Below are 25,199 nucleotides of genomic sequence, written 5' to 3'. Positions count from 1 at the left end.
CCACACCGCCGACCGACACCGCCGACCTGAACGCCTTCCGCCACACGACCCTGCGCCACGAACAACCGGAACGGTCTGACAACGGACCCATCGGACACGCCCCAGCGTGCCCCGCGACAAATAGCGCACCGAACGCACTGCCCAAGCCTTGAGGACGTGCCCTTCCGCAGTCATCTGGCCTTCCGCCTTCCCTGCGCGTGTTCCCTTCGACGTCCTTCGTCCATACGCCGCAGGAACGCGACCTTGCCGTGTCCACCATGGCATCCGGGAGCACACACCACCGCAGCCCCTGAGGGGCGCCCGGTGAACCCGCAGGATCTCCGCACTCGGGCTGCCTGCGTAGGTGAGAACCTGGTCGTACTCGGCGATCTCGCAGTCCCCTTGAACGGTGACAAGCTGCAAGTCGAGTCGTCCGGCAGCACGTTCGGGGCCGACGAACCAGATCCTGCAGCCCCGCTCCCCGAACGCGCAAATGCAGGTGCAGGTACAGGTACAGGTGCAGGTGCAGGTGCGCAAGCCCTCCTTGAGGACGAACCCGCACACAAGGTGAGCGAGATACTCGATGAGCCTGTCGTGGTCCGTCCAGTGCGATACCGCGAAGTCAGCCGGAATCCGTAGGCGCTCACACGCTTGGTCAAGCCAGCATGTCCAACCAGCCGGCGCCACAGCAGAAGATCACCAGGCGACACAGCAGCACACTACCGAACCCCGACACTTCCCTCCACGCCTCCTCGAACCAACCGCCCTCCAGCACGAAGACGTGCTCACCAGGTGCCAGCCCTTAGCACCGGAACGACGGCCGACCTCCACGCGCGGAAAGCACCGCCCCATCCCGTTCGCCCCGGTCATTCCGACCGGCCCACCTCCGCCCGCGCGGAGACCACGCAAGCGCCATCACCGCGGACTGCTCGGCCGACGGTTCACCGCCGCTCGCGCCGAGAGGACCGGAGGATCAGGAGCGTGGGCAGAAGTACTGGCGGTTCACCTCCGCCTGCGCGGAGAGCACGCCCGCAACCCGCTCTTCCAGCTGATGTTCGCCGGTCCTCTCCGCGCAAGTGGAGGTAAACCGTGTCCGAATCTCAGCCCAAGTGACTGCTGTTGGTCCTCTCCGCGCGAGCGGAGGTGAACCGTCGACGCAGTCGGGACAGCGCCGTTCCAGATGGTGCTCTCCGCGCAAGCGGAGGTGGGCCGCAGGCTTGCGGTCGCCTTAAGTCGCTTCGTGGGGCCCGATGCCAGGCCGGACCAGGTTGAACACTTCTCGGGCAGCGTAGCGTTTGAGGCAGCGGATGATCTCGCGACGGGTCTTGCCCTCCGCGGTGCGCCGCTCGTAGTAGTTGCGGGTACGTGCATCGCACCGGAGCCGTGTCTGCACGATCCGATACAGGGCGGCATTGGCTCTTCGTTCGCCGCCGCGGTTGAGCCGGTGGTGACGCTGAGGGCCGGAGGAGTGCTCGACGGGGCTGACCCCGCAAAGCGCCGCGAACGACGCCTCGCTGCACAGGCGTTCTGGGTTGTCCCCCATCGTGATCAGCAAGGTGGCGGCGCTATCCGGGCCAATGCCCACCCGGGTGAGTAGCTGTGGAAAGTGCCGCTCCATCAGTGCAGTCAGGCACCGCTTCAGGTCGCGAATCTGCCCGGTCAGCTGATCGATCCGCTGGGCCAACAGGCACAGGGCGATGCGGGTGGCCTGCTCCACGGCAGCTGTCTCGCCGTCGCCGCTCTCGCGATCTTCGAACTGCGCGCAAGTCCGGACCAAGGCCGGAGTCTTGAGACCGGCCAGCTGCTCACGCAGATCCGGATCGGCGGTGACCAGGACCGCCTTGAGCTGATTGATCGCCTGCGTGCGGGCCTTGACAGCGGAGTCCTTGGCCAGTTTGAACAGACGGGCGCACTGGACCGGCCCATCGCCGGCCTTGGCCTGGGAGCGAGCGCGGCCACTGAGTACCGCCCGTGCCGCCTCCTGTGCGTCCACCGGGTCCGACTTCCCCCGCCGTCGACGAACCGAGCGGTCAGGCCGGCTCACCTCGAACACCTCGACCCGGCGAGCCAGCAAATAGCGGGAGAGGGCAGCTCCGTAGCTGCCGGACCCTTCCACCCCGGCACTGTGGACCGTACCCAGCCGCTGGCCCACTCCCAGAGTTCGCGATAGCCCACCGACGTGGCGGGAAAGGGCGCGGTATCCATGACCGCCCCTAGGGTGGAGAGCACGGCAGCCACATGAACATCCCGGTGCGTGTCCACACCAAGGACCACCTCGCCCACAACAGGAGGACATTTTCTAGGACTTGGGACCCTCGTCAGAGGCGCGCACCTCCTGCTCTTCGGGCTTGCCGGCCCTCGCCACCGAGCCGTCAAGGCGGTCAGCGGTGAGACAGTGCCCAGTTCACGGCATGCATACCCTTGAGACACGCCTCAGCAGCCCGGCAGCAGTACACCCCGCACTGGTGATCGACGAAGGACAGACCGGACACCAGGTCCGATCTCTCACGAGCCAGAGCCCAGCGCGCGGGTACATCAACCGGTATACCCGGGTCCCGCGGCTTGCGACCTCTCGGAGCGCAGTACTGATTCAAGGCGTGGTATCTGAAACGGCGGCGCCTCTCCGCGTACATGGAGATGTTCCGGCCGCCTTTCCTCGCTCTGGACGCAACGGCGTCCGCTCTACGCAGTGACCGTCGAGTTGGAGTTGAGGGGCTCTCCACAAAAGGGGCAGATAGACGCCGATTGCTTCGAAGCGAAGCAACATAGCGCAGGAGCGCCGGTTAGCCAAACCGGCGGTCCCGTGGATCATTAAATAGTCCACCGCCACTACTCGACCACGCAACGAAAGGAATCGCTGAGACGCCCGTCAATGCAACTTGCTCCACATCCTTCAGCGCCCTACGTAGCCCCGCGCCCGTATGGAATGAGTACCGTCCACGCTCCCGATCCCATGGGACTCGCATCTGCGTCCCCAAGTCGACCGCGCGCAAATAGCAGAGCATCAATACTCCCAGGGGAACCCGGGAGTCAGGTCGACCTTGCATTAGGTTGGTCGACGTCGACCTCAGCGCGCGTTGAGAGCTGCATCTTTTGGCAGCTGCAAACCGTATCGACCACGCGTAAGCAGCACAATTCTTGCACCGGAGAATCGCAAAATGCACGAACAAACCAACGAGGTTCAGGGCACCCGGTATAGCCCGACGAGCATCCGCGCCACCTGGGACGGAACAGGGAGCGTGGAGGACGCTTCCAGGGCCTTGGGGTTCTCGCGTGCGAAGGGGTACGACCTGGCTCGCCGCGGGGAGTTCCCATGCCGTGTGCTGCGTATCGGCCGTAGCACACGTGTCGTCACCGCATCCCTGCTCCGCGTGCTCGAAAGCGGAGAGCCGGAGTACAACGGTGCCCGAGCCTGACACTCCGCCGTCCTAACCCGCAGTGCGCAGAAGCCCCGCCGGAGCGATCCGGCAGGGCTTCTTGTCTCAGCTGCCCCTATGACGTGGGTTTCTGTGAGTCGGGTCTGACCAGGTGAAGACACCGCCCCACCCCAGAGAAAGGGGATGCTACGGGGTGGAACGTGTGGCGCGAGACGAAGCAGAGTGCCTTGTGCAGCTCAGCGCAGGTGTGGGAAGGCATGTTGGACGCAACAGACACCTCACGATGCGAAGGCGTCAAGCTGCGGCGGGGAAGGCGGTCTGTTCATCGAACAGCTCGCGTTTCATCAGGCAGTGGTAGAGCTGTCCGATCATCCCGTACTGCCTAACGTTCTTGAGTCCCTCAGGTGTCCGCCTCCTCATCGATCGCTAGCCACTGTCGCGTAGCGGCGAACCGCTCGGGCACCGACTGCGTGCGGACGAGCACCGCTTCTTGTTCGCCCTGCGCTTCACGCCCGTCCATCCCATCAAGGTGAATACCGGGGAGAGATGGACGTGATGCTTCTGGAGGGGTGGCCGAACCCGATGTCGGCGCCTCGGGCCTTGTCCAGGCGCTCGGCGATGGAGCGGGTGTCGACGACCGCGCGCAGGGCGCCCCTCATGCTCTCCCGTGGAAGCGAGGGATCGCGCGGTGACGGCAACGGCCAGAGCGGCTGCGGCTGTTGGGGCCCTTCCCGCCCCGGCGCGGGCGGATGGCGAGTTCAGCGGTAGCCGGTCGCCTTGGCAAGTTTGAACATCCGGGCGATCTGCACCGGCCCGTCGCCTGCCTTGGCCCGGGCGCGTGCCCGCCCGCTCAGCACAGCCCGGGCCGCGTTTTGCGCATCGGCCGCGTCCGGCTTCCCGCGCCGGCGGCGCTCCGACCGGTCGGGCCGGTTCACCTCGAACACCTCGACCTGCTGGGCCAGCAGATAACGGCACAGTGCCGCGCCGAAGCTACCGGTCCCCTCCACCCCGCCCCGCCGTACCGTGCCCAACCCCCTGGCCCACGCCAACAGTTCGCGATAGCCAGCTGCGGTGGCGGGGAAACTCCCGGTCCCGATCACCTCCCCCAGCGAGGAGACCACCGCGGCGGCATGAACATCCCGGTGCGTGTCCACACCGAGGATGACCTCCCCACCAGCCGGACGCCGACCGGTGCATGGGGTGCTGGGCGTACGGGCCATGGACATTCGCCTCCCGACGACATGAACGGTTCCAAGTCGCCGACACCAGACCGCGCGGGGACGGTCAGAACTGAGACAACGCCTGGCTCGTCGGCAGGCCCCTATCGGGACACGCTCCGTCGGCCCGGTGCCGGCACGCACCATTCCAGGCCAGCGGGGGCGACACAGCTGAGACAAGACACCTCCGCCAGCCAGATCTCTCATGAGTCAGACCCCGGCCCGGGACAGCTCGACGCACTGCCCGCCGCCTCCGCACCGCTGCTGGACATCACTGCACAGCAGAACGCCGCCTGGCCAACCCGCCTCTCCGCCTCCTGACGCCCAAGAACCCAAGAACGCCCACACACCACGCAGGGCTGGCGTTTGTATGCACCGCGACCAATCTCCGTCTCCGCCGAGCGACGGGAAGCCGATCGGGTGACGATGGACGTGTACTGACGTGATCACGCTGCTCCCAGAAGGAGGCAGACGTCATGACATCCCCTTCCGGTTCTCCAGACCCCGCTCCCCCGCACAGCACCGAGCCACAGGACACGCCCCTGGCCGAAGGCATGGCCTTCCTGGCGAACAAGGGCTGGCAGATCCTGCTCGCCATGGGCCTGGCCACCACCGCCCTGGGCGTCATCGCCCTGGTCTGGCCGAGCGCAACGCTGCGGGTCCTCGGCGTGCTCTTCGGCGTCTATCTGCTGGCGACCGGCGTTTTCCAGCTGGCCGGCGCCTTCGGCACGCACGTGCCCCGGCATCTTCGGGTGTTGCATTTCCTCACAGGCGCGCTCGCCATCCTGCTGGGGTTGATCTGCTTCCGGGGCGCCATGGAGTCGATTCTGCTGCTCGCCCTGTGGATCGGCTTCAGCTGGCTGGTGCGCGGCACCATGGAGACGGCCGCGGCAGCCTCCGCCCAGGACATGCCGGCCCGAGGCTGGCACGTGGCCTTCGGGATCATCAGCGCTCTGGCGGGCATCGTGCTGATCGTCTCGCCGTTCGCCTCGATCGCGGCACTCACCCTGGTGGTGGGCGTCATGGCCATCGTCCTGGGGCTGACCGAGGTGGTCCGGGCCATCATGATCCGCATCGAAGTCGACCGTCTCGCTCCGGCCCCCGCCGCCAAGCGGCACCCCCTGTTCCACCGTCCGCACCCCCAGCACTGATCACCGCAGCCGGATCGGCCGGCCACCGGTGAACAGCGAAGAGCCGCCCCCTCGGACCGGGCAGACGCCTCGGCCGGTGCCGACGCCGCACGGCGCGGACGACCGCGAAGCGAACGCGCTGCGACGGAGCAACGATCGCTCCGGCGTCCGCCGCCCGCTCGGCACCATTCCCAGATCGCCGCCGGTCTGCTGCCTGCGGGCTGGGCATTCCGGGCTGGCCAGGTACCGGACGTTCTCCTCGTGGTCCTCCGCACCTCGTGCCACCGGCGGCCCGCCCTCAGCCTGGACCCGTCGGCGCGATGCGTATCACCTCGGCGGCCACCACCGGGTCAGAGACCGCGAGCGCGACGACGCCCCCTTCCGCCGCCACACGCGTCAGGCCCCTGCGGGAATCGCCACTGAACCGCCAAGGCCCATCAGTGGCTGCCCCCGGCACTTCGCCCGCATCGGCCGCTATGGGCGTCCGAGGAGTTGGCTGCCGGCCGTGTTGTCGGTGCGGGCGGTGAAGTAGTCCGTGAAGGCCTGGACGAATTCCTCTTCGGTGATGCGGCCGTCTCCATCGTGGTCGAGCTGGCGGAAGCCGTGGTTGAGTTCGGCGGGGTGGACCCGGGAGCCGCCGAAGATCGTGCGGTACTCATCGGCGCACAGGTGTCCGCTGCCGTCGGTGTCCGCAGCGTGGAAGACCGCCCGCACCGCGACATGCAGCCCCTCCTCGAGATAAGCCGGCCCGGCGTCGATCCCGGTGAGCATGGCGGTGACGAACTCCTCGCAGGTCACCTGTCCGTCGTCGTCAGCATCCATGCCGGCCCGCAAGTGCTGCCACCAGGTCTCGAAGGCGGCATAGACGCGGGCTTCGCGCTCAGGGGTGAGTTCGAGCGGCCAGCACACGTTGTGCGCCATGGCCTGCAGATCGGCCGAGCTGATGCGGCCGTCGCCGGTCTGGTCGAGGACCTGGCGGAAGAAGGTCCGCAGACGCGCCAGGCGGGAATCGGCACCCTTGCGGCGGCGTGGTGCGGGAAGCCGGACAGGGCTTGCCTCCGGCGGGGAAGGACGGTCGGTGGAGGCGGTGGGAGGCTGCGAAGTCGAGGAGTTGCCCGCCAGTGGGGTGCGGTAGCGGCGGTGCTCGGGCAGCGCATTCATCAGCACGCGCATGCCACGGTGCAGGATGAAGGACAGCAGGGCCGCGCGGCGGGTGCGGGGCAAGTTGAAGCGCTCGCGGAAGGCTTCCGGGAGGTCCGCGATGGTCAGCGCACCGATCATGCGGGCGGCCACCGTGCGCGCAAGCGGCCAGGCCGGCTTCAGGTGGCCGAGGCGGCGGGGTGCGGGTGCTTCACGGAGCATGTCGAAGAGCAGGTAGCGCACGGGTTCGCTGTATTCGAGGCGCTCGCGGATCGTGCGGTCCATGTACGCGGGCACGTCCGCGGCCGTGGCCGGGAGCAGGTCGTCACAGAGGCCGAACTCGGTACACACCGCACGGAATTCTCCGTACATCTGATCCAGTTCAGGCGGCGCCAGCGGGCGCCCGGACAGTTCCCGCATCGCCGTCATGCACTCGTACAAGGTGACCAGTACCCACACCCGCACCGCCGGGTCCAACGCTGTGAACGGCCTGCCCTGCTCGTCGGTCCCGGCCAGACGGCGGTGCGCGCGCTCCAGACGGGCAACCTCACGGCGTAGCCCTTCACGGTCGGAGAAGAACAGCCGCTTCCCGCTGTCCATGGTGTGCTCGATACGCCGCCACGGGTGCGCGCGGTAGGTGGAGAAGTTGGCCATGCCAGCGGCGACCGCCGGATCCGCGGTCTGCAGAACCAGCAGCCGCCACGCCACCAACCCGATCCGCCACTCCCCCAGCGTGCGGCGCAGCAGCGAATCAGGACCAGGAAGATCAGCGGTAGCCAAGGGGACGTCTCCTCAAGCAGGTGTACAGGAATGAGCAGGGGACGCCCGAAGAGCGATCATCCGGCTATCCGCCCAACCCAACGGTCCTACCGGAATCCGGGAGCGGCCAGGTTCCCGGATTCACCCATCCGAGACACGCCGCAGGCTGATTCCAGCCCCCGGCGCCCTCGACTGACCGAGATCCAGGTATCGCCCTGAGTGCCCATAACGCTACCTTCCGTGATGTATGCATTACTCGACCTGCGAGGACGTCGCCGGGCGGGTGCTTCCCGGTGTGTCCCGAACGCCTGCACCCGCATCACCGGTCCGTAACGTCCCGAGGAGTACTACTCGGTTGCCGGTCAGGCACGGGCCCGCGGCCAAAGAAAGGCACCTATGGCCACCGCAGCTCGCCTCCCGGCTCCTCCCACCGCTCCCGGACGCCTTCCGCTGATCGGCCATGCACTCGAAATGTGGCGGCGCCCCCTGGAATTCCTCGATTCCCTCACCGCGTACGACCAGATCGTTGCCGTCTACCTGGGCCCCACACCGACCTACGTCCTCGCCGGACCGGAGGTCGTCGACCGCGTGATGGTCGCTGACGCCGGCCACTTCGCGAAAGGCCGCTCCTTCGAGAAGCTCCGCGACTACCTCGGCGAGGGCCTCGCCACCTCCGAAGGGCCCTTCCACCTCCGCCAGCGGCGCCGGATGCAGCCGGCCTTCCATCACCGGCAGATCGATCACTACGCGCGAGCCATGGCGCGGCTGGCCGACGAACGAGTCGCCTCTTGGCAGGCCGGACAGGTCGTCGACGTCACCCAGGAGATGTTTGACCTCTCCCTCGCCATCGTCACCACCACGCTGTTCTCAACCGCACTCGACGAGCACACTGCCGCGGACATCCGCCACGACGTGCCCGTCGTGCTCCGCGGCGTGTACAACCGGGCCATCGATCCGACCGGCCTTGGGCAGAAGCTCCCCACTCCTGGCAACCGCCGCCTCGCGGCCGCACACGACCGGCTGCGCCGGGCCATCGACCACCTCATCCGCACCCGGCGCACCGGCCTCCCCGCCGAGCAGCCGGACCTGCTGTCGATGCTCCTGCAGGCCCAGGACGCCGACAGCGGCAACACCATGACCGACCAACAGGTCTACGACGAACTCATCACACTGCTGGTCGCCGGCACGGAGACAGTGGCAGGCGGGCTGGCTTGGCTCTTCCACGAGCTGGGCCGGCACCCCGCCGTCGACCGGGAACTCCACGAGGAGCTGCGGACGAGGAGCGGAGAGGCGCCTTCGTTCGAACACCTCGGCCATCTCCCGTACACGCGGCGGGTGGTGGACGAGGCGCTGCGCGTGCGCAACCCCGGAGGCGTCACGATGCGACGAGCGACCACGGAGGTCGAACTCGCGGGCTACCGGTTTCCCCCAGGTGCCGAGTTCATGTTCAGCGCCCTCGTCCTGCACCGGAACCCGCACCACTTCCACGACCCCCTGAGGTTCAATCCCGACCGCTGGCTGCCCGGCCAGAAGGCCGCGCCCCGCGGCGCGTTCCTTCCCTTCGGCGCCGGACGGCACAGGTGTATCGGTGAGTCGTTCGCGCGCGCGGAAATGACCACGGTGGTCGTGGCCGTGGCGCGCCGGTGGCGTCTGGAGCCGCTCCCAGGGGCACAGGTACGGGGAGTCATGACCTCTACCAACCACCCCGCCAAGCTCCTGATGAGAGTCGCTCCTCGCGAAGTGAGGTGACACCTCGGCAGGCCGTCACCGGCACACGGGCGACAAAGGGAACGGCGGCACAAGAGCGTTCAGCCCGCAGGCGTGGAGCCACACTGGCCCTGCCTCAGCTCTCCGTTGTCGCCCCGGCAGGTGTGGAAACGGGGTGTCCCGCCCGGGCGCGCCCGCGGTCCCAGCGCATTGCGTTGTTGGGCTCGCGTCAGCGGGAGAGTTCGATTCCCCAGGCGGCGGCTCGGGCGGCGGCGGCCGCGCGGTTGGGGAGGTCGAGCTTGGCGAGGATGTGCTCGATGTGGGTCCCTACGGTGCGCGGCGTGATGTACAGCCGCTCGGCGATCTCCCGGTTGGTGCGTCCGGTGGTCAGTTCAGCCAGCACCTGGAGCTCCCGCGGCGAGAGTCCGCCAGGCCGCCGCGCGTCCGCGGCGGGGTCGGCAGTGGCGATCTCCTCGGGCGGCGGGCCTGAGCGGGGGTCGACGGCCGCGGCGAGGGCCTCGGTGAGCAGCGTGACCACGGCGCGCGCCGGGTCGGGCGTGCGCCGCGGTCGGCGGGTGCTGACGTTCAGCATGCCGACGTACCGGCCGTCGGTGGCGAACAGGCACTGGGCCACGCCGTCCTCGATGCCGAGGGGACACAGCACCTCCTGGAATCCCGGGGATGTCGCCAGGAGCTGCCAGGGGACGTCCCTGAGCCAGAGACCGCCTCGGGCCGGGCTGCGGAGCACGGGAAACACCGGGTCGTGGTGGAGGCGGGTCTCGATGTAGGCCGTGACGTCGTCCGGGTAGCTCCCGGCCAGGGTGGTGTGGCGCCTGCGCAGCGGATCCCACCGGGCCAGGGAGGCGTGGTCGTACTCCATCACCTCCGACAGCGCCGCCAGGACCGTGCCGACGCCGGTCGCGCCGCTCGTGGCGCTCCTGGCGGCCTCACGGACGTGGACGGCCGCGTCCAGGATGTCCGCCGTGCTCCGCTTCGCTGCCATCCCCCAAGGATGATCATGCGCCCGGAATACGTCAATCGCGAAGGGCGTTGTGCACGACCTGCCCGTCCATGACGGTGAGGACGACGGGCAGCTCCGGGATGTCGTGGGGGTCGGCGGTGAGCAGGTCCCCGTCGAGCACACAGAGGTCGGCGACCTTGCCCGGCTCCAGGGAGCCCTTCCAGTCGTCGGCGAAGTCCTGCCAGGCCGCGTCGATCGTGTACGTACGGATCGCCTCGGCCAGGCCGATGCGCTGCTCGGGGCCGCTGACCCGGCCGGCGGCCTTCGACTCGCGCAGCATCATGGTGGCAACGCCCTGGCGCCAGTCCGGGTACGTGACGGGGGCGTCGGACCCGCTCGCGACCCGCACACCGGCGTCGATGGCATCGCGGTAGGGCCATGCGTACGCGGCCCTGCCGACGCCGACGAACTCCTCCTCCATGTCGGCGACGGTCCACTTGATCGTGGGGTTCATATTGACGCCGAAGCCGTGCGCGGCCAGCACCTTCATGCTGTGCGCGGTAAGGAAGTCGCCATGAATGACGTAGTGGCGGGCGTCGAGCCGCGGGTGCTCTGCCATGGCCGCGGCGAAGGCGTCCGCGACGGTGTCGATGGCCCGGTCGCCGGTGACGTGGACGCCCAGCTGGTGCCCGGCGGCATGGGCATGCCGGATCATGGCGTCGATCTCCGCGATCCGCTCGGCGTCGGTCGCGCCGCCGACGCACAAGGAGCCACAACCGCCGCCGACGTACGGCTCGTGCATCCAGGCCGTCTTGTTGGGGACGATGCCGTCGGCGAAGATCTTGACTCCGTGGATCGCGAGGCGGCGCGGATCGGCGTCGCCGCACTCGCCGAGGGCGGTGAGGGTGCGGGCGAATTCTTCGGCGGTGCTCGCCATTCCGGTGGGCAGGAGCAGGACGCCGAGGCGGGCGGTCAGTTCGCCGTCGGCCAGCAGCCGGCGGTAGACGTCGAGGGTCTCCGCGCCGAGCGCGCCACGCATGATGCCGTCGCCGCCGGGGCCGAGTCCGGGCTCGGTGTAGCTGGTCACGCCGAGCCGGGCGAGCGTGGCGAGGGTCGACCTGATCGCGTCGGTCCGCTCCTGCCGGCTGAGCGGCGGCAGCGCGTTCTGGACGAGGGCCTGGGCCCCCTCGTGGAGCAGCCCGGTCGGCTCCCCGGCTTCGTCCGCGACGATGGCCCCGCCGGGCGGCGCGACGGTGTGCCGGTCGATCCCGATGAGCTCCAGTGCCTTGGAGTTGACCCAGGTGGCGTGCCCGGAGAAGGAGTACAGGACGACGGGGTGGTCAGGACTCACGGCGTCGAGGTCGTGCCGCGAGGGCAGCCGCGACGGATCGGAGACGCACTCGTCGAGGTAACCGGTGTCCCAGCCGTGCCCCGTGATCCACTGCCCGTCCGGAACCCGCCCGACGGCCTCACATACCGCCTCGGCCACGTCCGCGAGGGAGCACGCGGCGGGATGGCCGAGGTCGAGGGAGAGCGGCGGCGTCGCCATGCCGAAGGCGCATCCGTGCAGATGGGAATCGTTGATACCGGGAAGCAGTGTCGCCCCCCGAAGATCGACGACGCGGGTGCCGGGTCCGACGAGCGGCGCGACGTCGTCCTGCCCGCCGACGGCACTGATGATCCCACCGGTCACCGCCAGGGCCGAGCCGACGGAGAACTCCGCATCGACCGTGACCACCCGCCCGCCGAGAAACACCAGATCCGCATACGTGTCCACAGAAGTTCCTTTCGAAAACCGGGTGCATCACGGCCACCCGCGAACGATCTCCCGGGGACTATGGCCACTCGCCCACCTCCCGCACATCGGTCATTCCACCGATACGCGCTCGCGCAGTGCAGTTGACGGCCGGCCGGCATCTCGGCGCGGGCAGCCCAAGGAGCCGGGCAACTCGCCTCACCGCGCTCGTGCGGAACGCGCGGCTCGACCCGGTCGACGGTGAAGCTGCCCACAAAGGAGGCCTGTCCGAGGGGATCCGGGCCACGACGTCCGCCGGTGACCGCGATGGGCGGTTGATAGCGGCGTGTCATCCGCTCGTGTGCAGGGCGTCGACGACCGCCATGCGGCGCACCCGACGGGCGGGCAGGACCGAGGCCGCGATGCCGGTCAACACGGTGGCCGCAAGGATGCCGAGCACCGTCAGGGCTGTGCCGTCCGACGAGGTCAGGATGGCGACGTGCGAACCGCCAAAATCGAGCGGACCGCCAGCACGCCGTAGACCAGGCCGAGGATGGTGCCGGCGACCGCGCCTGTCAGCGCGAGCAGTACTGATTCCAGGGTGAGCATCTCGCGTAGTTGCCTGCCCGACAGGCCGATGGCACGCAGCATGCCGAACTCGCGGGGTGCCGAAGCGCACCTCGACGACACAGTTCGGGTGTGCCCGAGGTGCTCGTAGAACTCCAGGGTGTTCACGAGGGTTTCAAATCACGATGGCCGATGACTTGCGCTTGAACAGGCACCCCGCGGGGGCCCGGTCCGATCTGTGAACGGTCCGTCCGCTGTCGCTGCGCGATGAGTCCGCCCGGGCCCGCTGCAGGGTCCGAGTGTGGTCAACCCGTACCTGACGAGTTCGGTCTCCGCCGCATAGCTGCCGGACATCCGGTCCCACACGATGAGGATCCCGCCGTAGTTCTTGTCCAGGTAGGGGTTGTTGGCGCCGTGGTGGACACAGTGGTGCGACGGGGTGTTGAACACGGTCAAGGCCGCCAGCGCCCGGACGGCCCGCCGGGCAGGCGCTTGTCGGTGAAGCCGGACGAGGCCAGCTTCCGCTCGACCCGACGCCGGTAACCGATCCAGGAACGTACGAGCTGCGCACATCCGGACCGTGCTGGCGCTCGCCCCGCACGCGGATCCGGGGACCGTCGTCCGGCGGCTGTCGGACGAGTCGGTGGCGCACGCCCGCCGCTCGGCCGGTCTCGAGTCTGACGCAATTACCCGCGAGCTGCGCGCCCAGTTCCCCCTCAGGCGTGCATTCACCAGTCACCCGGCACCGCATGATGTGGGGTGATACCGAAATGCGCGGCAGGTGGGCAGCAACACAGGGTTTCGGAACGTGACCTACCGTTCCATGCAATTAGCCTCTGTTCTTGAAAGTGTCCTTCGCCTTCTCCTTGGCCTCACGGGCGGCACCCTTACTCTGCTGCGCCTGACCTTTGGCGATCATTCCCTCGTTGCCGACGGATCGACCGGCTTCTTTCTTCACTGTGCCTTTGACCTGCTCGGCCTTCGCCTTCGCCTTTTCGCTCGCGCTCACGATTCGCCTCTTTCTCGCCCCCAGCTACTAGAAGCCATAATCGCACACAATGCATTCGAATAGTTCGAGCCAACAGGGAAAATGCCACCCCAGGGGCGATTCTCCGGCCTGAAGCCCGCGGCCGTCCGGGGTCAGTGACGGCCGCCTGCGCTTGACGACGGTGGCGACAGCGCCACCGAAGCACTAAGACCGTGTCCTACGTGGTGAGGCGGTCGTTGGCTTCGGTATGGGGCGGGGTACGTGGAGTTGGATTGTTCCGGACGGACTGTGGGAGATCGCGAAGCCGCTGATCCCTCCGTCGAGAGTGCGGCCGCAGGGCGGCGGAACGCAGGACACGCCTGATGAGACACTGTTCGCGGCCATCGTCTACGTCCTGGTCAGCGGCTGCGCCTGGCGCCAACTGCCGCCCTGCTTCGGCATATCGAAGTCGACCGCCCACCGCCGGTTCCTGATCTGGTCGAGAGCCGGCGTCTGGGGCCGCCTGCACGAAGCCGTGCTGCACCGCCTCGACGACACCGGCCTGATCGACGTCACCCGCGTTGTCCTCGACACCGCCCATGTCAGGGCTAAAAAGGGGGCGAACACACAGATCCGAGCCCCGTGGACCGGGGCAAGCCGGGCTCCAAGATGCACATCCTGTCGGACGCGAACGGGCTGCCCCTTCTCGTCGGCATCTCGGCCGGCAACACCCACGACAGCGAAGGGCTGAAGCCCATGGTGGCAGGTCACCAAACGAGACACGACCCCCACCGAGGCCGGTACCTCAAGCCCCAGCGCCTTCACGCCGACAAGGCGTATGACCGCGCCGATCTGCGGAAATGGCTGCGCGGCAAGCGGATCGGAGTGCGCATCGCCCGCAAAGGCATCGAATCCAGCGAACGCTTAGGGCGCCGGAGGTGGGTGATCGAGCGCACGATGTCTTGGCTGTCCGGCTACCGCAGACTCAGCCCCCGCTACGAGCGCCATTCCCGCAACTACCTGGCCTTTCTCGGACTCGCCGCCGCCCTTTGCTGCTACAAGCGCCTCGTCCGCCTCACCACGTAGGACATGGTCTAAGTGAAACTCCGACATATGCTTGTGCACCATCCGCAGCTGACCAGATGGGCGGCTCGGGAGTCGTCACCGAAGTGAGCGCCGATCCATGATCTGAACCCCGCCGCCAGTGTGTCCTTGGTGATGAAACGGGTGAGGCGACACGTGGTGCCGAGGGCGAGAAGGAACGCGGCAACGCTCATGAGAACCGTCCACTCTCCTGCTGGGCTCACTACGGGTGGGGCGGACTCGGCGGGACCCCGATGACGTGGAAAACATCTGTCTGACCAGCCACCTGGAGCTCCACACGTGACCTTGGGGCAGTGAGAGCCGCTCGGCTGTCCGGGGCCGATGCCGGAGGGAAGCACCGGCCCCGGTCCTCACCTGTGAGCCGTCCACGTACCACCGGCACCGGGGGGCTGTCCGCTTCCCCGTCTCCGTCCTGCCGACGGGCGTGGTGCCGAATGGCTCACCGGTAAGTTTGAGTCGGGCTGTCCCCCGTCCTTCCACGACGGGGGACAGCCCTTGACGGACACGCCCTTGAGGCCGGCCGCCTACCGGAAGGCCGTCAGGTCAGGGGCTGCACAGCGTGACCAGACCTGTGCGCGAGTACCGCAGCAGGACCCGTCACACTCCCCCGGCCGATCGGGCGCAGGCCGGTCACACCGGCGGGAAGCAGGGCGTCAGGGAGCCGGTTGCCTGGACCGTGGAGCCCCCGACGGTGGCGACCGCCGTGTAGCTGCTGGCGCTGATCTGCAGGATGGACAGGCCGGCGTTGTTGAGGGTGGCGACACCGCTGGCGTTGGTCACCGCGGTGCCCACCGGCAGGCCGGAGACGTAGAAGGTGACCGTGACTCCCGCTTGCGCCGGCGTGAGGGTGGCCTTCAACGTCGCCACGAACAGGTGCGGAATCGGGAAGGGCAGGTTGACCCGCCAGCAGGCGGGCGACGCACTCAGCGGGCCTGTAGGCGCACCGACGGTGATGGTGAGGGGTGCGGAGACGACGCCGGTGCACGAGCACGCGGTGCCCGCCGCGGTGACAGTGGCGGTGACCGTGGCGGCTCCGGCGGTGTTGAAGGTCAGCGATCCGGTCGCGACACCCGCCGCATTGGTGGTGACGGTCACCGGGACGGCACCGCCGTTGAAGGTCACCGAAGCACCCGAGACCGGCAAACCGTTGCAGGTCACCACAGCGGAGACGGAGGTCGGCTGGCCGACGACCACCGGCCCGACCACCGGCTGGACCACCACCTGGCAGGACTGCTGCGGAGTGACGGTGATGGTGACGGGCGCGGAGACGACGCCGGTGCACGAGCACGCGGTGCCCGCCGCGGTGACAGTGGCGGTGACCGTGGCGGCTCCGGCGGTGTTGAAGGTCAGCGATCCGGTCGCGACACCCGCCGCATTGGTGGTGACGGTCACCGGGACGGCACCGCCGTTGAAGGTCACCGAAGCACCCGAGACCGGCAAACCGTTGCAGGTCACCACAGCGGACACGGGCGTCGGCTGGCCGACGACCACCGGCCCGACCACCGGCTGGACCACCACCTGGCAGGACTGCTGCGGAGTGACGGTGATGGTGACGGGCGCGGAGACGACGCCGGTGCACGAGCACGCGGTGCCCGCCGCGGTGACAGTGGCGGTCACCGTGGCGGCTCCGGCGGTGTTGAAGGTCAGCGATCCGGTCGCGACACCCGCCGCATTGGTGGTGACGGTCACCGGGACCGCACCGCCATTGAAGGTCACCGAAGCACCCGAGACCGGCAAACCATTGCAGGTCACCACAGCGGAGACGGGCGTCGGCTGGCCGACGACCACCGGCCCGACCACCGGCTGGACCACCACCTGGCAGGTAGTCAGGGCCGGGACGGTGACCGCGTTCGTGTCCAGCGTGACGGCGGCGCCGAGAGCCAGCAACCGGCCGTCCACGATGGCCCCCGTGTTGGCGGTGATCGAGGTGTTGGCGAGGATGCTGCCCCTGATGGTGGTGCCGACGCCGAGTGTCGCGGAGCTGCCGACCTGCCAAAAGACATGGCTGGACTGCGCGAGGCCGGCGAGGTTGACGGTGCCGGCGGCTCCCGTGATGAGCGTGGTGTTCGTCTTGAAGATGAAGACGGCGTTGGGGTCACCCTGAGCGTCCAGGGTCAGTGGCCCGTTGAGGCTGAACGTGCCGGAGAGGGAGTTGTACACGCCGGGGGTCAGGGTGGTCCCGCCGAGTTCCGTCGCGACAGTGGCCGTGGCCGGTTGCAGAAGTGCGTTGCCGTACCCGATGAGCAGGTCGGCCTGGGCCTGCGCCGCGGCAGCGTCGTTCACGTGGATGGTTCCGGTGACCGTTCCGGGAGGGTTGAACCCGGTCACCGCACCGGCGGGGCTCACTCCGAGGTCGCCGGTGACCACAGTGGGGCCGGTGTTGGTGACCGCCGTGTTGGCGAGCACGCCGAAGGTGGCGGCGCTGCCCAGAGGTACAAGTGTTGCCATCGTGGGTTTCCTTTCCTAAGGCTTCCGGGGCGGCTCTGATGCCGCCCTGGAACTGTGGGAGGGCGGCGCGCTTGCACCGCTGCGACCGGCGCCTTGGGCACGGGGTGAGCTGTGCCACTTGCTGCGCGCCGGGATGAACATGAAGGCTTCGCCCCGAGCGTGGTGTGCGCACTCGTCACAGCTGCCTGGGCGCACTCAGGCGTCGGCGCTCCTACCGCGTGCTCCTGGTGACGCCGCACGGGAGGTCGCCTGATGCCGGATCGTCGCCTGTGCCGGACGTCGGGGGTGTCCGCCATCCAGGTCTGATGGAGAACAGGGGGAGCCTGGAAACAGGCGGAGTTGTCGCCCGAGTCGGTCACTTGGGCGTGCTAGCGGTCCGTGGAGCCCCGTTTGAGATGGGATCCGCCGAAACCGATGTGGTCGGATTCAGCGGAGTCGGCAGCGTGAGTTGTTTTCCACTCACCACGACTCAAAGCAGTTGATGCCTTTTCGGCTGAAAACCCTTGCCCATGTTGAGCCCTCGCGATCTAGGTCTGCGTGGATCTAGTTCGGGACTCCTCAAGGACCGACTGGCAGTCAGATCACAGCTGGTAGAAACAACTGACCAGCCGTCCAAGGAGCGCCCATAAGGAAATGCCGCTGGCCACTACGGGCCAACCGGCAAAACATGAGTCCCCACGAGGGATGGGCGACCTCCGGACTCACTGTTGCTATTTAAGGCATCACCCGCGGTACTCGGATAGAGGGAGGGCCCAGATGTCCCCCGAATGGCGCAGCGCTTACCCAGGGCCGCTGCTGCCACGGACCATGCATGGACATCACGCCTTGACGGCGGAGCGAACTCATAGCCAGCACAGAAAGGCGGGCTGGAACCGTTCGTGCACGGACACCCCTGGGGGCAGTGGCACTGCTGCGCGTTCTGGTGCTTGTGGTGCCAGTGCTCGCCGCGCGGCGGTGAATTGCGGCGTATCAGGGGGAGTTGTGGTGCGGTCCGCGTCATAGGAACGAACGTCGGAGGTCAGCCGCTGGGTCCATCGGGCACCCACTGGCGACCGTCTCCTTGCAACCTGACGGTCCGTGCACGGGCGCGTGATCGGGTTGTTCCTCCGGGCCTCCGCTCGCAGTCGAAGGGTTCGGACGCCGCCTGAGCAGGGCGTCAATCGTGCTCTTCTTCTTCGGCCTCCATGCGCCGGGTGCCTTGGTGCGTCAGCGTGACCACGGCGGCGGGCGTCGGCGACCGCACGCAGGGCGCCCCTTGTGGTCTCCGGTGGAAGCGAGGGCTCGCGCCGTGACGGCAACGGCCAGAGCGGCTGCGGCGGTTGGGGGCCCTTCCAGCCTCGGCGCGGGCGCGGATGGCGAGTTCAGCGGTAGCCGGTCGGTCTTTTCAACGGTGTCGGCGCTGAAGAACCAGTCGGCCGACCAGCGCACCGCCGAACACCACCACGCCCACACCGACCAGCCAGGACTGCACGACCAGGACGGTTCCGATGGCGCCGTAGGTGACCGCGCTGGATGCGATCAACGGCGAGAAGACGAGCCGGGAGAAGAACCGGAGACCGATCAGCCCGATCACCGTAGCCACCGCGCCGGGCAGCAGGGCGCCCCAGCCGACCCGCCCACCGAGCAGCATCCGCTGCGACCACCAGAAGAACAGCACCGCGCTCAGCAGTGCGGCCGACGTGAGGGCCAAGGACTGTCGCCACAGCGTGGTGGTGGCGGACATGAAGAGGTACCCGACGAGTACGACGAGCCACAGCACATGCCGCCACCGGGCATACCAGCGCGCCGGCGAGAGCTCCCAGACCCTCTCGTAGCCGGTCTGCACCGCCGACCCCAACGACAGACCGAAGACAGCAAGGGTGGCAAGGCCAAACGCGGTCGTGGTCCGTGCCGCCTGGCCAGGCCGGGTGAACAGCTGCCCGATCTGCTCACTGGAAGTCGTCGACACACCGATCCCCTCCCCCAGCCACTGCGCGAACCCCCGCCCGTGCGTCGGATCACCCACGGAGACCACGATCAGCAGCGGCACCAGCGTGAGGAACCCGAGCGCCGCAAAACCCAGTGACCGCGACCCCAGCTCCAGCTCACGGCCCCGTCTCCATCCGCGCCCGACCGGCGAACGCCGCATCCCACGGCGCAGCCGTCCGAACAGAGAGGGACGGCTCGCGGCTCCGGAAGGCTTCATCGGTGTGCCTGCCGACTGGACGGCCGACGATGTCGCCGCGGTCTCACGGGCCGTCAGTTACGCTGCGCGCCCGGGAGGAGAAGACCGCCTCCGCTGCCGCGAGGCGCAGTGTCTCCAGCGTGTCGATCTGGTCGCGCGCCCGTTCCAGCAGATGGTGCAACTGGGATTCGTCCAGGCGGGGCTTCCCCGCGGCCACGATGAGCAGCGTGCGCCAGATCAGGGTCTTCCCCCCGACTCCCAGCCGCAGGGTCTCCGGCTCGATCAACGTGCTCAGTCCGGAGCGCCGGTACAGGACACCGTTCGGCTTCAAACGCCCCAGCCGCTCTGCCACCCAGCCACCGGAGACCTTGTAGCGGCGTGCGGGGACTTCCAGCGCGTCCATGACTTCGAGCAGGCTCCGCCGGTCCTGAGCGATCTCGTCGCAGATGCGCTGCCGGTCGGCACTACGCGCCGAGTGGCGGTGTCGGTGGGCGATGCGCTGCGCGAGCCCGATGCCGAAGGTGGCACCGGCCAGGTGGTCATTCAGGTAGATCCCGAGCTTGTCGCGATACATCCTGGGCCCCGTTCTCGCCTGTCCTCGGCGATCTCCTCGACGGTGCGAGCGCGTACACAAGCAGGCACGGAGCACCGGCGTCGGATGTCCCCCGCACCACGACAGCAAACCGCGGGAGAACGGAGTCGACGTGGCGAAATGCCGGGAACGGACCCGAACGGCTCAGGGGACCAGGCGCACCGCTGGGACTGTCGGGCACCGTGGTGCCGGGCGCCTCGCCGGAAATCCCCGAGCCGCACGCTGACGGCTACTACCGGTACGAGCACACCGGCCAGTGGAAGGTGGCCGACCTCACCGCTGCAACGTCTCCTGGATCTCCGCCGCCGGTGACCGACGGGCTGAGCACCGCGGCTCCGTACGCCTGGAAGGTGGACCTCTTGGCGCCGCATCAGGCAGAGCACGAACCGGGCCACGTGCGCGGACACCGGGCCGCGCTCTCACAACAGCTGCCCCCTATGACGGAGGTCATGATGGTGAGGGCCTGACCAGGTTGAAGACCTCTCGGGCCACGTAGCGTTTGAGGCATCGGACGATCTCGCGCCGGGTCTTGCCCTCCTTGGTGCGGCGCTCGTAGTAGTCACGTGTGCGCGGGTCGAAGCGCAGCCGGGTCTGCACAATCCGGTGCAGGGCGGCATTGGCCTGCCGGTCGCCGCCGCGGTTGAGCCGACGGTAGTGCCGACTGCCCGAGGAGTGCTCGACCGGGCTGACCCCGCACAGCGCGGCGAAGGACGCCTCACCGCCCAGGCGCTCCGGGTTGTCCCCCATCGTGATCAGCAAGGTGACGGCCGTGTCCGGGCCAATGCCCACCGGGGCGAGCAGCTGCGGGGCGTGGCGTTCCACGAGCCGGGCCAGGTGACGTTCCAGGTCTTGAATCTGCCCGGTCAGCTGCTCGACGCGCCGGGCCAGCAGGCGCAGCGTGATGCGGGTGGCCTGCAGCACCGCGTCGCCGCCGCCCCCGTCTTCGTCGTTGTCGGCGAGCCGCGCGCAGGTGCGGATCAGCGCCGGGGTGTTCAGCCCGGCCAGTTCTTCCCGCAGGACCGGATCGGCGGTCACGAGGACGGCCTTGAGCTGGTTGATCGCCTGGGTGCGGGCCTTGACCGCGGAGTCCTTGGCAAGTTTGAACATCCGGGCGATCTGCACCGGCCCGTCGCCTGCCTTGGCCCGGGCGCGTGCCCGCCCGCTCAGCACAGCCCGGGCCGCGTTTTGCGCATCGGCCGCGTCCGGCTTCCCGCGCCGGCGGCGCTCCGACCGGTCGGGCCGGTTCACCTCGAACACCTCGACCTGCTGGGCCAGCAGATAACGGCACAGACCCGCACCATAGCTGCCGGTCCCTTCCAACCCGGCCCGCCGCACCGTGCCCAACCCCCTGGCCCACGTCAGCAGTTCGCGATAGCCCACCGCGGTGGCGGGGAAGCTCCCGGTCCCGATCATCTCCCCCAGCGAGGAGACCACCGCGACGGCATGAACATCCCAGTGCGTGTCCACACCGAGGACGGCCTCCCCACCAAGCCGACGCCGACGGGTGCGTGCGGTGCTGGGCGTACAGGCCATGGTCATTCGCCTCCCGACCACATGGCGCTTCCAAGTAGCCGACACCGGACCGCGCGGACGGTCAGAACTGTGACAACGCCTGATGGGTCGACAGGCGCCTATCGGGACACGCCCCGCCGGTGCCGGCACGCACCATCCCTGGTCAGCGGGGGCGACCAAGCTGAGACAAGACACCCTGGCCAAAATTCTCATGAGTCAGACCCCACCCCGGGACAGCACCCGCCCATTGTCCCAGCAGGACAGCTACGGCGTGGGCACGCTGCCACAGCACACCCATATCAACTGCGGGAGCAACAGAAAGGGCCACCGAAACAACCCATTATGAAAAACAAGGCAAGTTGCCCATGCGTTTACGGGCGACTCAAGCAACTGGCGGGTACACAAGCTAAGTTCCGCCCTGACCATCCGATGTCGAACGCTCACGGCCCCTCACTCCAGGTCCGGCCTTGATGCAACAGTCGTGGTCGAACGGCAGAGCCGGAGCACAGCAAGACCGTGCCGAACACCTCACCGGGCCCGCCCCCGAACGCAGGAACCCCCGCCGGCAAGCCGACGGGGGTTCCTCACCTCTCACGCGGTATCACACGCGTCTCACCAACAGCATTGACGCTCCTGGATCACGAGGCTCTGACCTGTGCATACGCCCCTGACCTGGACCACCCGGACCGCACAAGACGCGATCTACAACCTGTGCCAGGTGGGACCGTCAGCTCGGAGCGGGCGGCTGCGGCCAATCCAACAGAGCCGCAGCCCTAAGTCTGCATCAGCCAAGATCCGGACCATTCCCGGGCCAGCGGTCCCGGCAAAGTCCCCACCGCTGCCATACCCGCAGGTCAGCGAGTTGCTTGCGCTGTACCACCAGCAGACGAAGAACCTGCTGGGCTCTCCACACATGTGGCCGAGCAAGCCCGATTGGCACCACGAAATTCCCGGCAACCTGCCACACCTGCGTCGCCAGCAGACCATCTGACCAGCGACGCATAGCGACTGATGCCCCGTCAGAACGAGCGTCACGAGCGTCATTTCAGCGTCAAGATATCGCCCGTAACGCCCACACCGCACAATGCGCATCAATAAAACCGCAGGTCAGGCGCCCTTGGCCGCCTTCTCCAGCACCACAACGCACTCCACATGATGGGTCATGAAAAACACGTCACCGCGGGCGGGCGCGAGGAAGCACGCAGGTCAGGAGTGGACGAGCACGCGCTGTGGGGCGGCGACCTCCTGGCCTTCCAGGACGTACGACAGTCGGCGTTCGTACGTCGCGAATGCGCCGACGTAGAGCCGGACGTCCCTGAGGGGGCAGCCCCCGTCATCGCCTTGTGCCTCACCGATGAAGCCGATCCGTCGTCGCCCGGCGCGAAAGGCAGCGGACTGGTTGCGCAGGGAGCGAGGCCAGGCGCTACCCGGCGGCGACCACTCCGGGTTCCTGCGCCCCCGTGCGCCGGGTAAGACGACCGCCAAGTCTGTACAGGCCCAAAGGTTTTTTCTGAACGGCGCCGGAACGCAGGCCCTGCGGTTGGCGATTCAGTGGTGCGCATCTATCGAGCCATTTCGAGCACGAGTCGCACGCCAATTCATACAACCTTATTTGTGGTTCTTCTGTTGCGAGGGGCTGCGGGGCTGCAACTAGCTTCGGTGGCGCGCCGCAGCTCCTGTTCCGGATTTCCGATGAATCCGGGCGCAGCTGTTCATGAGCCGGACAGCCGGCTCGTGGCCGGGCTGGGGAGGGGTGGCGTAATCCGCATCGAAGGAGACGGCAATGAAGAAGGCTTACGAAGCGCCGACGCTCGTCCGACTGGGTTCGTTCCGGAAGAAGACCGGGCTCCTGAACAGCTCCGGGAACGACCGGCTGATCCTGAGCAAGAACTGACGGTCAACGGCTCGCTGATCCGAAGCCATGACTGAAACGCACCCAGGTGCGGGCAGGGGCCCCGGCGACGCGCACTTCGCGGTCTTTCCCGACCGTGCGGACGCGGCCGCCGTGGCCCGCTGCTTCGCCCACCCGCAAACCCGCACCCTGACGTACGCCTCCGGCCGTCCCTGGCTGGTGGGCCACTGGCACGACGAGGACATCGTGACCGCTCGCGCCGGCACGGACGCCCTCGCCCTCGTCGGCTGCTGTCCGGTCGACTCCGCCGAACTGGCGCGCCGGATCGGCCGGTTGAGGGATCTCTCCGAACTCGACGCCTGGGCTCGCAGCCTGCCCGGCAGCTTCCATCTTGTGGCCGCACATGACGGGCAGCTCCGGGTGCAGGGCACCGCGTCCGGTCTGCGGCTGGTGTTCCACGCGCTCGTCGGCGGTGTGCGGGTGGCGGCCACCAGCTCCGATGTGCTCGCCGACGCGCTCGGCGCCGAACCGGACGAGGAACAGGTCGCGGTCAGGCTGCTGTGGCCGGTTCCCCACCCGTTGCTCGAAGCACCGCTGTGGCGGGAGGTCGCCGCCGTGCCCCCGCAGGACGCGCTGATCGTCGCGGCGGACGGGCGGTCCGTACGGCACTCGCGCTGGTGGACGCCGCCGGAGCCGACCCGGTCGCTCGCCGACGGCGCCCCCCTCGTCCGGGACGCACTCACCGGAGCCGTCGAGGCCCGTACGCGGCAGGGCGGCGTGGTCAGTTGCGATCTTTCCGGCGGGCTGGACTCCACTTCCATCACCTTTCTGGCCGCCCGGTCGCCCGCCAAGGTGGTGGCCAGTACCTGGCCGGGGCGCGATCCCGCGGACACCGACCTGTACTGGGCCTCGCAGGCCGCCGGGTGCCTGCCGCAGGTCGAGCACGTGGTGTGGAACGCCGACGATTCACCACTGGTCTACGACGACCTCCTCGGCATCGACGACCTGCTGGACGAGCCGACCATCGGCGTCATGGACCGCTCACGGGTGCTGCACCACCTGCCGGGCCTGGCCGAGCGAGGCAGCCGGCTGCATCTGACCGGTATCGGCGGTGACCATGTGGCGTGGTGCTCCGAGGCGTATTACCACCGCCTGCTGCGCAGGAGCCCGTTGTTCGCCGTGCGGCAGCTTCGTGGATTCCGGGCGCTGTGGCAGTGGCCGCTCGGCGGTATGGCCCGGGCGCTGGCCGACTCCCGGCCGTACGGGACATGGCTGGCGGACGCCGGCCGCGACCTGCGCGGGCCGCTGCCCGCGTCCGTCAGCAGCGGTCTGGGCTGGGGCATGGCACCGCGGCTGTTCGACTGGGTCACTCCCGAGGCCGAACGGCTGGCCGGGCGGGCGCTTCGTGCGGCGGCCGCAACCGCCCTACCGCTGCATCCGGACCGGGGCCTGCACACCGACCTGGAGCAGATCCGCTCCTGTACGCGCATCATCCGGCAGTGGGACCGGATGGCGGCCAGGGCCGGGGTGCCGATGGCGTCGCCGTTCTTCGACGACCGGGTGATCGAGGCATGCCTGGCGGTCCGCCCGAGCGAGCGCGTGACGCCCTGGCGGTACAAGCCTCTTCTCACCACGGCCATGCGCGGCATCGTGCCGGAGTCCTGTCTGGGGCGTACCAACAAGGCCGCGGCGTCCATGGACGCGTCCAACGGGCTGCGCGAGCACCGCGGTGACCTGCTGGCGCTCTGGGAGGACTCACGGCTGGAACGGCTCGGCCTGGTGGACGGCGAGGCCCTGCGCCGGCTGGCCCAGCGGCCCGCCACCCCCGGGCTGCGCGACGCGATCCTCTACTCGACCATCGCCGGCGAAGTGTGGCTGCGCAGCCTCTCCCGCCCCGCGCAGGACAGGACCCGCACCGCCCCCTAGGCGCTTCCCCCTAGGCCCTTCCCCCAGGCACTTCGCTGCACGCCCCCCCATACGCCCCCATA

The 25,199-nt window shown here is 68.5% G+C and carries 17 protein-coding genes and 3 pseudogenes; 7 read left to right on the top strand and 13 right to left on the bottom strand.

Going from position 1 to position 25,199, the window contains the following annotated elements; translation table 11 throughout:
* Positions 1 to 1,207: 1,207 nt before the first annotated feature.
* Positions 1,208 to 2,301, bottom strand: a pseudogene (locus STRNI_RS41025) (IS110 family RNA-guided transposase).
* A gap of 836 nt (positions 2,302 to 3,137) precedes the next feature.
* On the opposite strand from STRNI_RS41025, the gene STRNI_RS41020 reads away from it, so the two are divergent.
* Positions 3,138 to 3,395 (top strand): helix-turn-helix domain-containing protein, encoded by a 258-nt coding sequence (locus tag STRNI_RS41020; RefSeq protein ID WP_277413165.1) that lies wholly within the window; start codon positions 3,138 to 3,140, stop codon positions 3,393 to 3,395.
* 719 nt (positions 3,396 to 4,114) lie between these two features.
* On the opposite strand, the gene STRNI_RS41015 is transcribed toward STRNI_RS41020, so the two are convergent.
* Complete coding sequence (locus STRNI_RS41015; protein WP_229838230.1) at positions 4,115 to 4,510, bottom strand: IS110 family transposase; 396 nt, start codon at positions 4,508 to 4,510, stop codon at positions 4,115 to 4,117.
* Positions 4,511 to 4,804: 294 nt separating this feature from the next.
* On the opposite strand from STRNI_RS41015, the pseudogene STRNI_RS41010 reads away from it, so the two are divergent.
* Both STRNI_RS41010 and STRNI_RS41005 read left to right on the top strand, forming a co-directional pair.
* Positions 4,805 to 4,894 (top strand): annotated as a pseudogene (locus STRNI_RS41010) (urease accessory protein UreF); the annotation flags it as partial.
* A gap of 155 nt (positions 4,895 to 5,049) precedes the next feature.
* Positions 5,050 to 5,724, top strand: coding sequence for an HdeD family acid-resistance protein (locus STRNI_RS41005; protein WP_277413164.1), 675 nt, complete (start codon positions 5,050 to 5,052; stop codon positions 5,722 to 5,724).
* 453 nt (positions 5,725 to 6,177) lie between these two features.
* Here STRNI_RS41005 and STRNI_RS41000 read toward each other — a convergent pair whose 3' ends face one another.
* Positions 6,178 to 7,623 (bottom strand): oxygenase MpaB family protein, encoded by a 1,446-nt coding sequence (locus tag STRNI_RS41000; protein WP_148591672.1) that lies wholly within the window; start codon positions 7,621 to 7,623, stop codon positions 6,178 to 6,180.
* 375 nt (positions 7,624 to 7,998) lie between these two features.
* Between STRNI_RS41000 and STRNI_RS40995 the strand changes: the two genes are divergently transcribed.
* Positions 7,999 to 9,351: a cytochrome P450 gene (locus tag STRNI_RS40995; RefSeq protein ID WP_159492177.1), complete on the top strand. Its 1,353-nt coding sequence runs from the start codon at positions 7,999 to 8,001 to the stop codon at positions 9,349 to 9,351.
* 187 nt (positions 9,352 to 9,538) lie between these two features.
* On the opposite strand, the gene STRNI_RS40990 is transcribed toward STRNI_RS40995, so the two are convergent.
* The 5 genes and pseudogenes from STRNI_RS40990 to STRNI_RS40970 form a co-directional block, all read right to left on the bottom strand.
* On the bottom strand, positions 9,539 to 10,312 hold the full coding sequence (locus STRNI_RS40990) for a helix-turn-helix transcriptional regulator (protein ID WP_148591676.1): 774 nt from the start codon (positions 10,310 to 10,312) through the stop codon (positions 9,539 to 9,541).
* A gap of 31 nt (positions 10,313 to 10,343) precedes the next feature.
* Positions 10,344 to 12,047 carry an amidohydrolase gene (locus tag STRNI_RS40985; RefSeq protein ID WP_277413163.1) on the bottom strand — a complete coding sequence of 568 codons (1,704 nt, stop codon included), beginning with the start codon at positions 12,045 to 12,047 and terminating at the stop codon, positions 10,344 to 10,346.
* A gap of 444 nt (positions 12,048 to 12,491) precedes the next feature.
* Positions 12,492 to 12,740, bottom strand: coding sequence for an FtsX-like permease family protein (locus tag STRNI_RS40980; RefSeq protein ID WP_274732604.1), 249 nt, complete (start codon positions 12,738 to 12,740; stop codon positions 12,492 to 12,494).
* Positions 12,741 to 12,875: 135 nt separating this feature from the next.
* A pseudogene (locus STRNI_RS40975) lies at positions 12,876 to 13,022 on the bottom strand (sterol desaturase family protein); the annotation flags it as partial.
* A gap of 379 nt (positions 13,023 to 13,401) precedes the next feature.
* Positions 13,402 to 13,581 (bottom strand): CsbD family protein, encoded by a 180-nt coding sequence (locus STRNI_RS40970; RefSeq protein WP_159492173.1) that lies wholly within the window; start codon positions 13,579 to 13,581, stop codon positions 13,402 to 13,404.
* A gap of 226 nt (positions 13,582 to 13,807) precedes the next feature.
* On the opposite strand from STRNI_RS40970, the gene STRNI_RS40965 reads away from it, so the two are divergent.
* Positions 13,808 to 14,625, top strand: a protein-coding gene (locus STRNI_RS40965) for an IS5 family transposase (RefSeq protein ID WP_277413162.1) whose coding sequence is annotated in 2 segments (ribosomal slippage) — positions 13,808 to 14,150 and positions 14,150 to 14,625 — 819 coding nt in all. Because the reading frame shifts where the segments join, the coding sequence is not laid out codon by codon here.
* A 648-nt stretch (positions 14,626 to 15,273) separates the two neighbouring features.
* On the opposite strand, the gene STRNI_RS40960 is transcribed toward STRNI_RS40965, so the two are convergent.
* From STRNI_RS40960 to STRNI_RS40940, 5 genes are all read right to left on the bottom strand, one after another.
* Positions 15,274 to 17,091: an ice-binding family protein gene (locus STRNI_RS40960; protein WP_277413161.1), complete on the bottom strand. Its 1,818-nt coding sequence runs from the start codon at positions 17,089 to 17,091 to the stop codon at positions 15,274 to 15,276.
* A 1,384-nt stretch (positions 17,092 to 18,475) separates the two neighbouring features.
* Complete coding sequence (locus STRNI_RS40955) at positions 18,476 to 19,276, bottom strand: YhjD/YihY/BrkB family envelope integrity protein (RefSeq protein WP_277413160.1); 801 nt, start codon at positions 19,274 to 19,276, stop codon at positions 18,476 to 18,478.
* Between the two features lie 43 nt (positions 19,277 to 19,319).
* Positions 19,320 to 19,829 carry a hypothetical protein gene (locus tag STRNI_RS40950; RefSeq protein ID WP_109893876.1) on the bottom strand — a complete coding sequence of 170 codons (510 nt, stop codon included), beginning with the start codon at positions 19,827 to 19,829 and terminating at the stop codon, positions 19,320 to 19,322.
* Between the two features lie 465 nt (positions 19,830 to 20,294).
* Positions 20,295 to 21,380, bottom strand: coding sequence for an IS110 family RNA-guided transposase (locus STRNI_RS40945; RefSeq protein ID WP_457678399.1), 1,086 nt, complete (start codon positions 21,378 to 21,380; stop codon positions 20,295 to 20,297).
* Positions 21,381 to 22,565: 1,185 nt separating this feature from the next.
* Positions 22,566 to 22,844: a hypothetical protein gene (locus tag STRNI_RS40940; RefSeq protein WP_277413158.1), complete on the bottom strand. Its 279-nt coding sequence runs from the start codon at positions 22,842 to 22,844 to the stop codon at positions 22,566 to 22,568.
* A 298-nt stretch (positions 22,845 to 23,142) separates the two neighbouring features.
* Here STRNI_RS40940 and STRNI_RS40935 point away from each other — a divergent pair, with 298 nt between their 5' ends.
* Both STRNI_RS40935 and STRNI_RS40930 read left to right on the top strand, forming a co-directional pair.
* Positions 23,143 to 23,253: a keywimysin-related RiPP gene (locus tag STRNI_RS40935; RefSeq protein WP_104531164.1), complete on the top strand. Its 111-nt coding sequence runs from the start codon at positions 23,143 to 23,145 to the stop codon at positions 23,251 to 23,253.
* A 27-nt stretch (positions 23,254 to 23,280) separates the two neighbouring features.
* Complete coding sequence (locus STRNI_RS40930; protein ID WP_277413157.1) at positions 23,281 to 25,137, top strand: lasso peptide isopeptide bond-forming cyclase; 1,857 nt, start codon at positions 23,281 to 23,283, stop codon at positions 25,135 to 25,137.
* Positions 25,138 to 25,199 lie beyond the last annotated feature (62 nt).

This window comes from Streptomyces nigrescens (assembly GCF_027626975.1).
Taxonomy (GTDB): Bacteria; Actinomycetota; Actinomycetes; order Streptomycetales; family Streptomycetaceae; genus Streptomyces; species Streptomyces nigrescens.
The sequence above is the reverse complement of the archived record's forward strand: the minus strand, read 5'-3'. Positions and strand labels throughout refer to the sequence as shown.

Bases quoted from the DNA above. Each gene is read 5' to 3' on its own strand.
- STRNI_RS41005 (WP_277413164.1), top strand. From the start codon at position 5,050: ATGACATCCCCTTCCGGTTCTCCAGACCCCGCTCCCCCGCACAGCACC.
- STRNI_RS40960 (WP_277413161.1), bottom strand. From the start codon at position 17,091: ATGGCAACACTTGTACCTCTGGGCAGCGCCGCCACCTTCGGCGTGCTC.
- STRNI_RS41020 (WP_277413165.1), top strand. From the start codon at position 3,138: ATGCACGAACAAACCAACGAGGTTCAGGGCACCCGGTATAGCCCGACG.
- STRNI_RS40995 (WP_159492177.1), top strand. From the start codon at position 7,999: ATGGCCACCGCAGCTCGCCTCCCGGCTCCTCCCACCGCTCCCGGACGC.
- STRNI_RS40935 (WP_104531164.1), top strand. From the start codon at position 23,143: ATGAAGAAGGCTTACGAAGCGCCGACGCTCGTCCGACTGGGTTCGTTC.
- STRNI_RS40990 (WP_148591676.1), bottom strand. From the start codon at position 10,312: ATGGCAGCGAAGCGGAGCACGGCGGACATCCTGGACGCGGCCGTCCAC.
- STRNI_RS40955 (WP_277413160.1), bottom strand. From the start codon at position 19,276: ATGAAGCCTTCCGGAGCCGCGAGCCGTCCCTCTCTGTTCGGACGGCTG.
- STRNI_RS40945 (WP_457678399.1), bottom strand. From the start codon at position 21,380: ATGGCCTGTACGCCCAGCACCGCACGCACCCGTCGGCGTCGGCTTGGT.
- STRNI_RS40950 (WP_109893876.1), bottom strand. From the start codon at position 19,829: ATGTATCGCGACAAGCTCGGGATCTACCTGAATGACCACCTGGCCGGT.
- STRNI_RS40930 (WP_277413157.1), top strand. From the start codon at position 23,281: ATGACTGAAACGCACCCAGGTGCGGGCAGGGGCCCCGGCGACGCGCAC.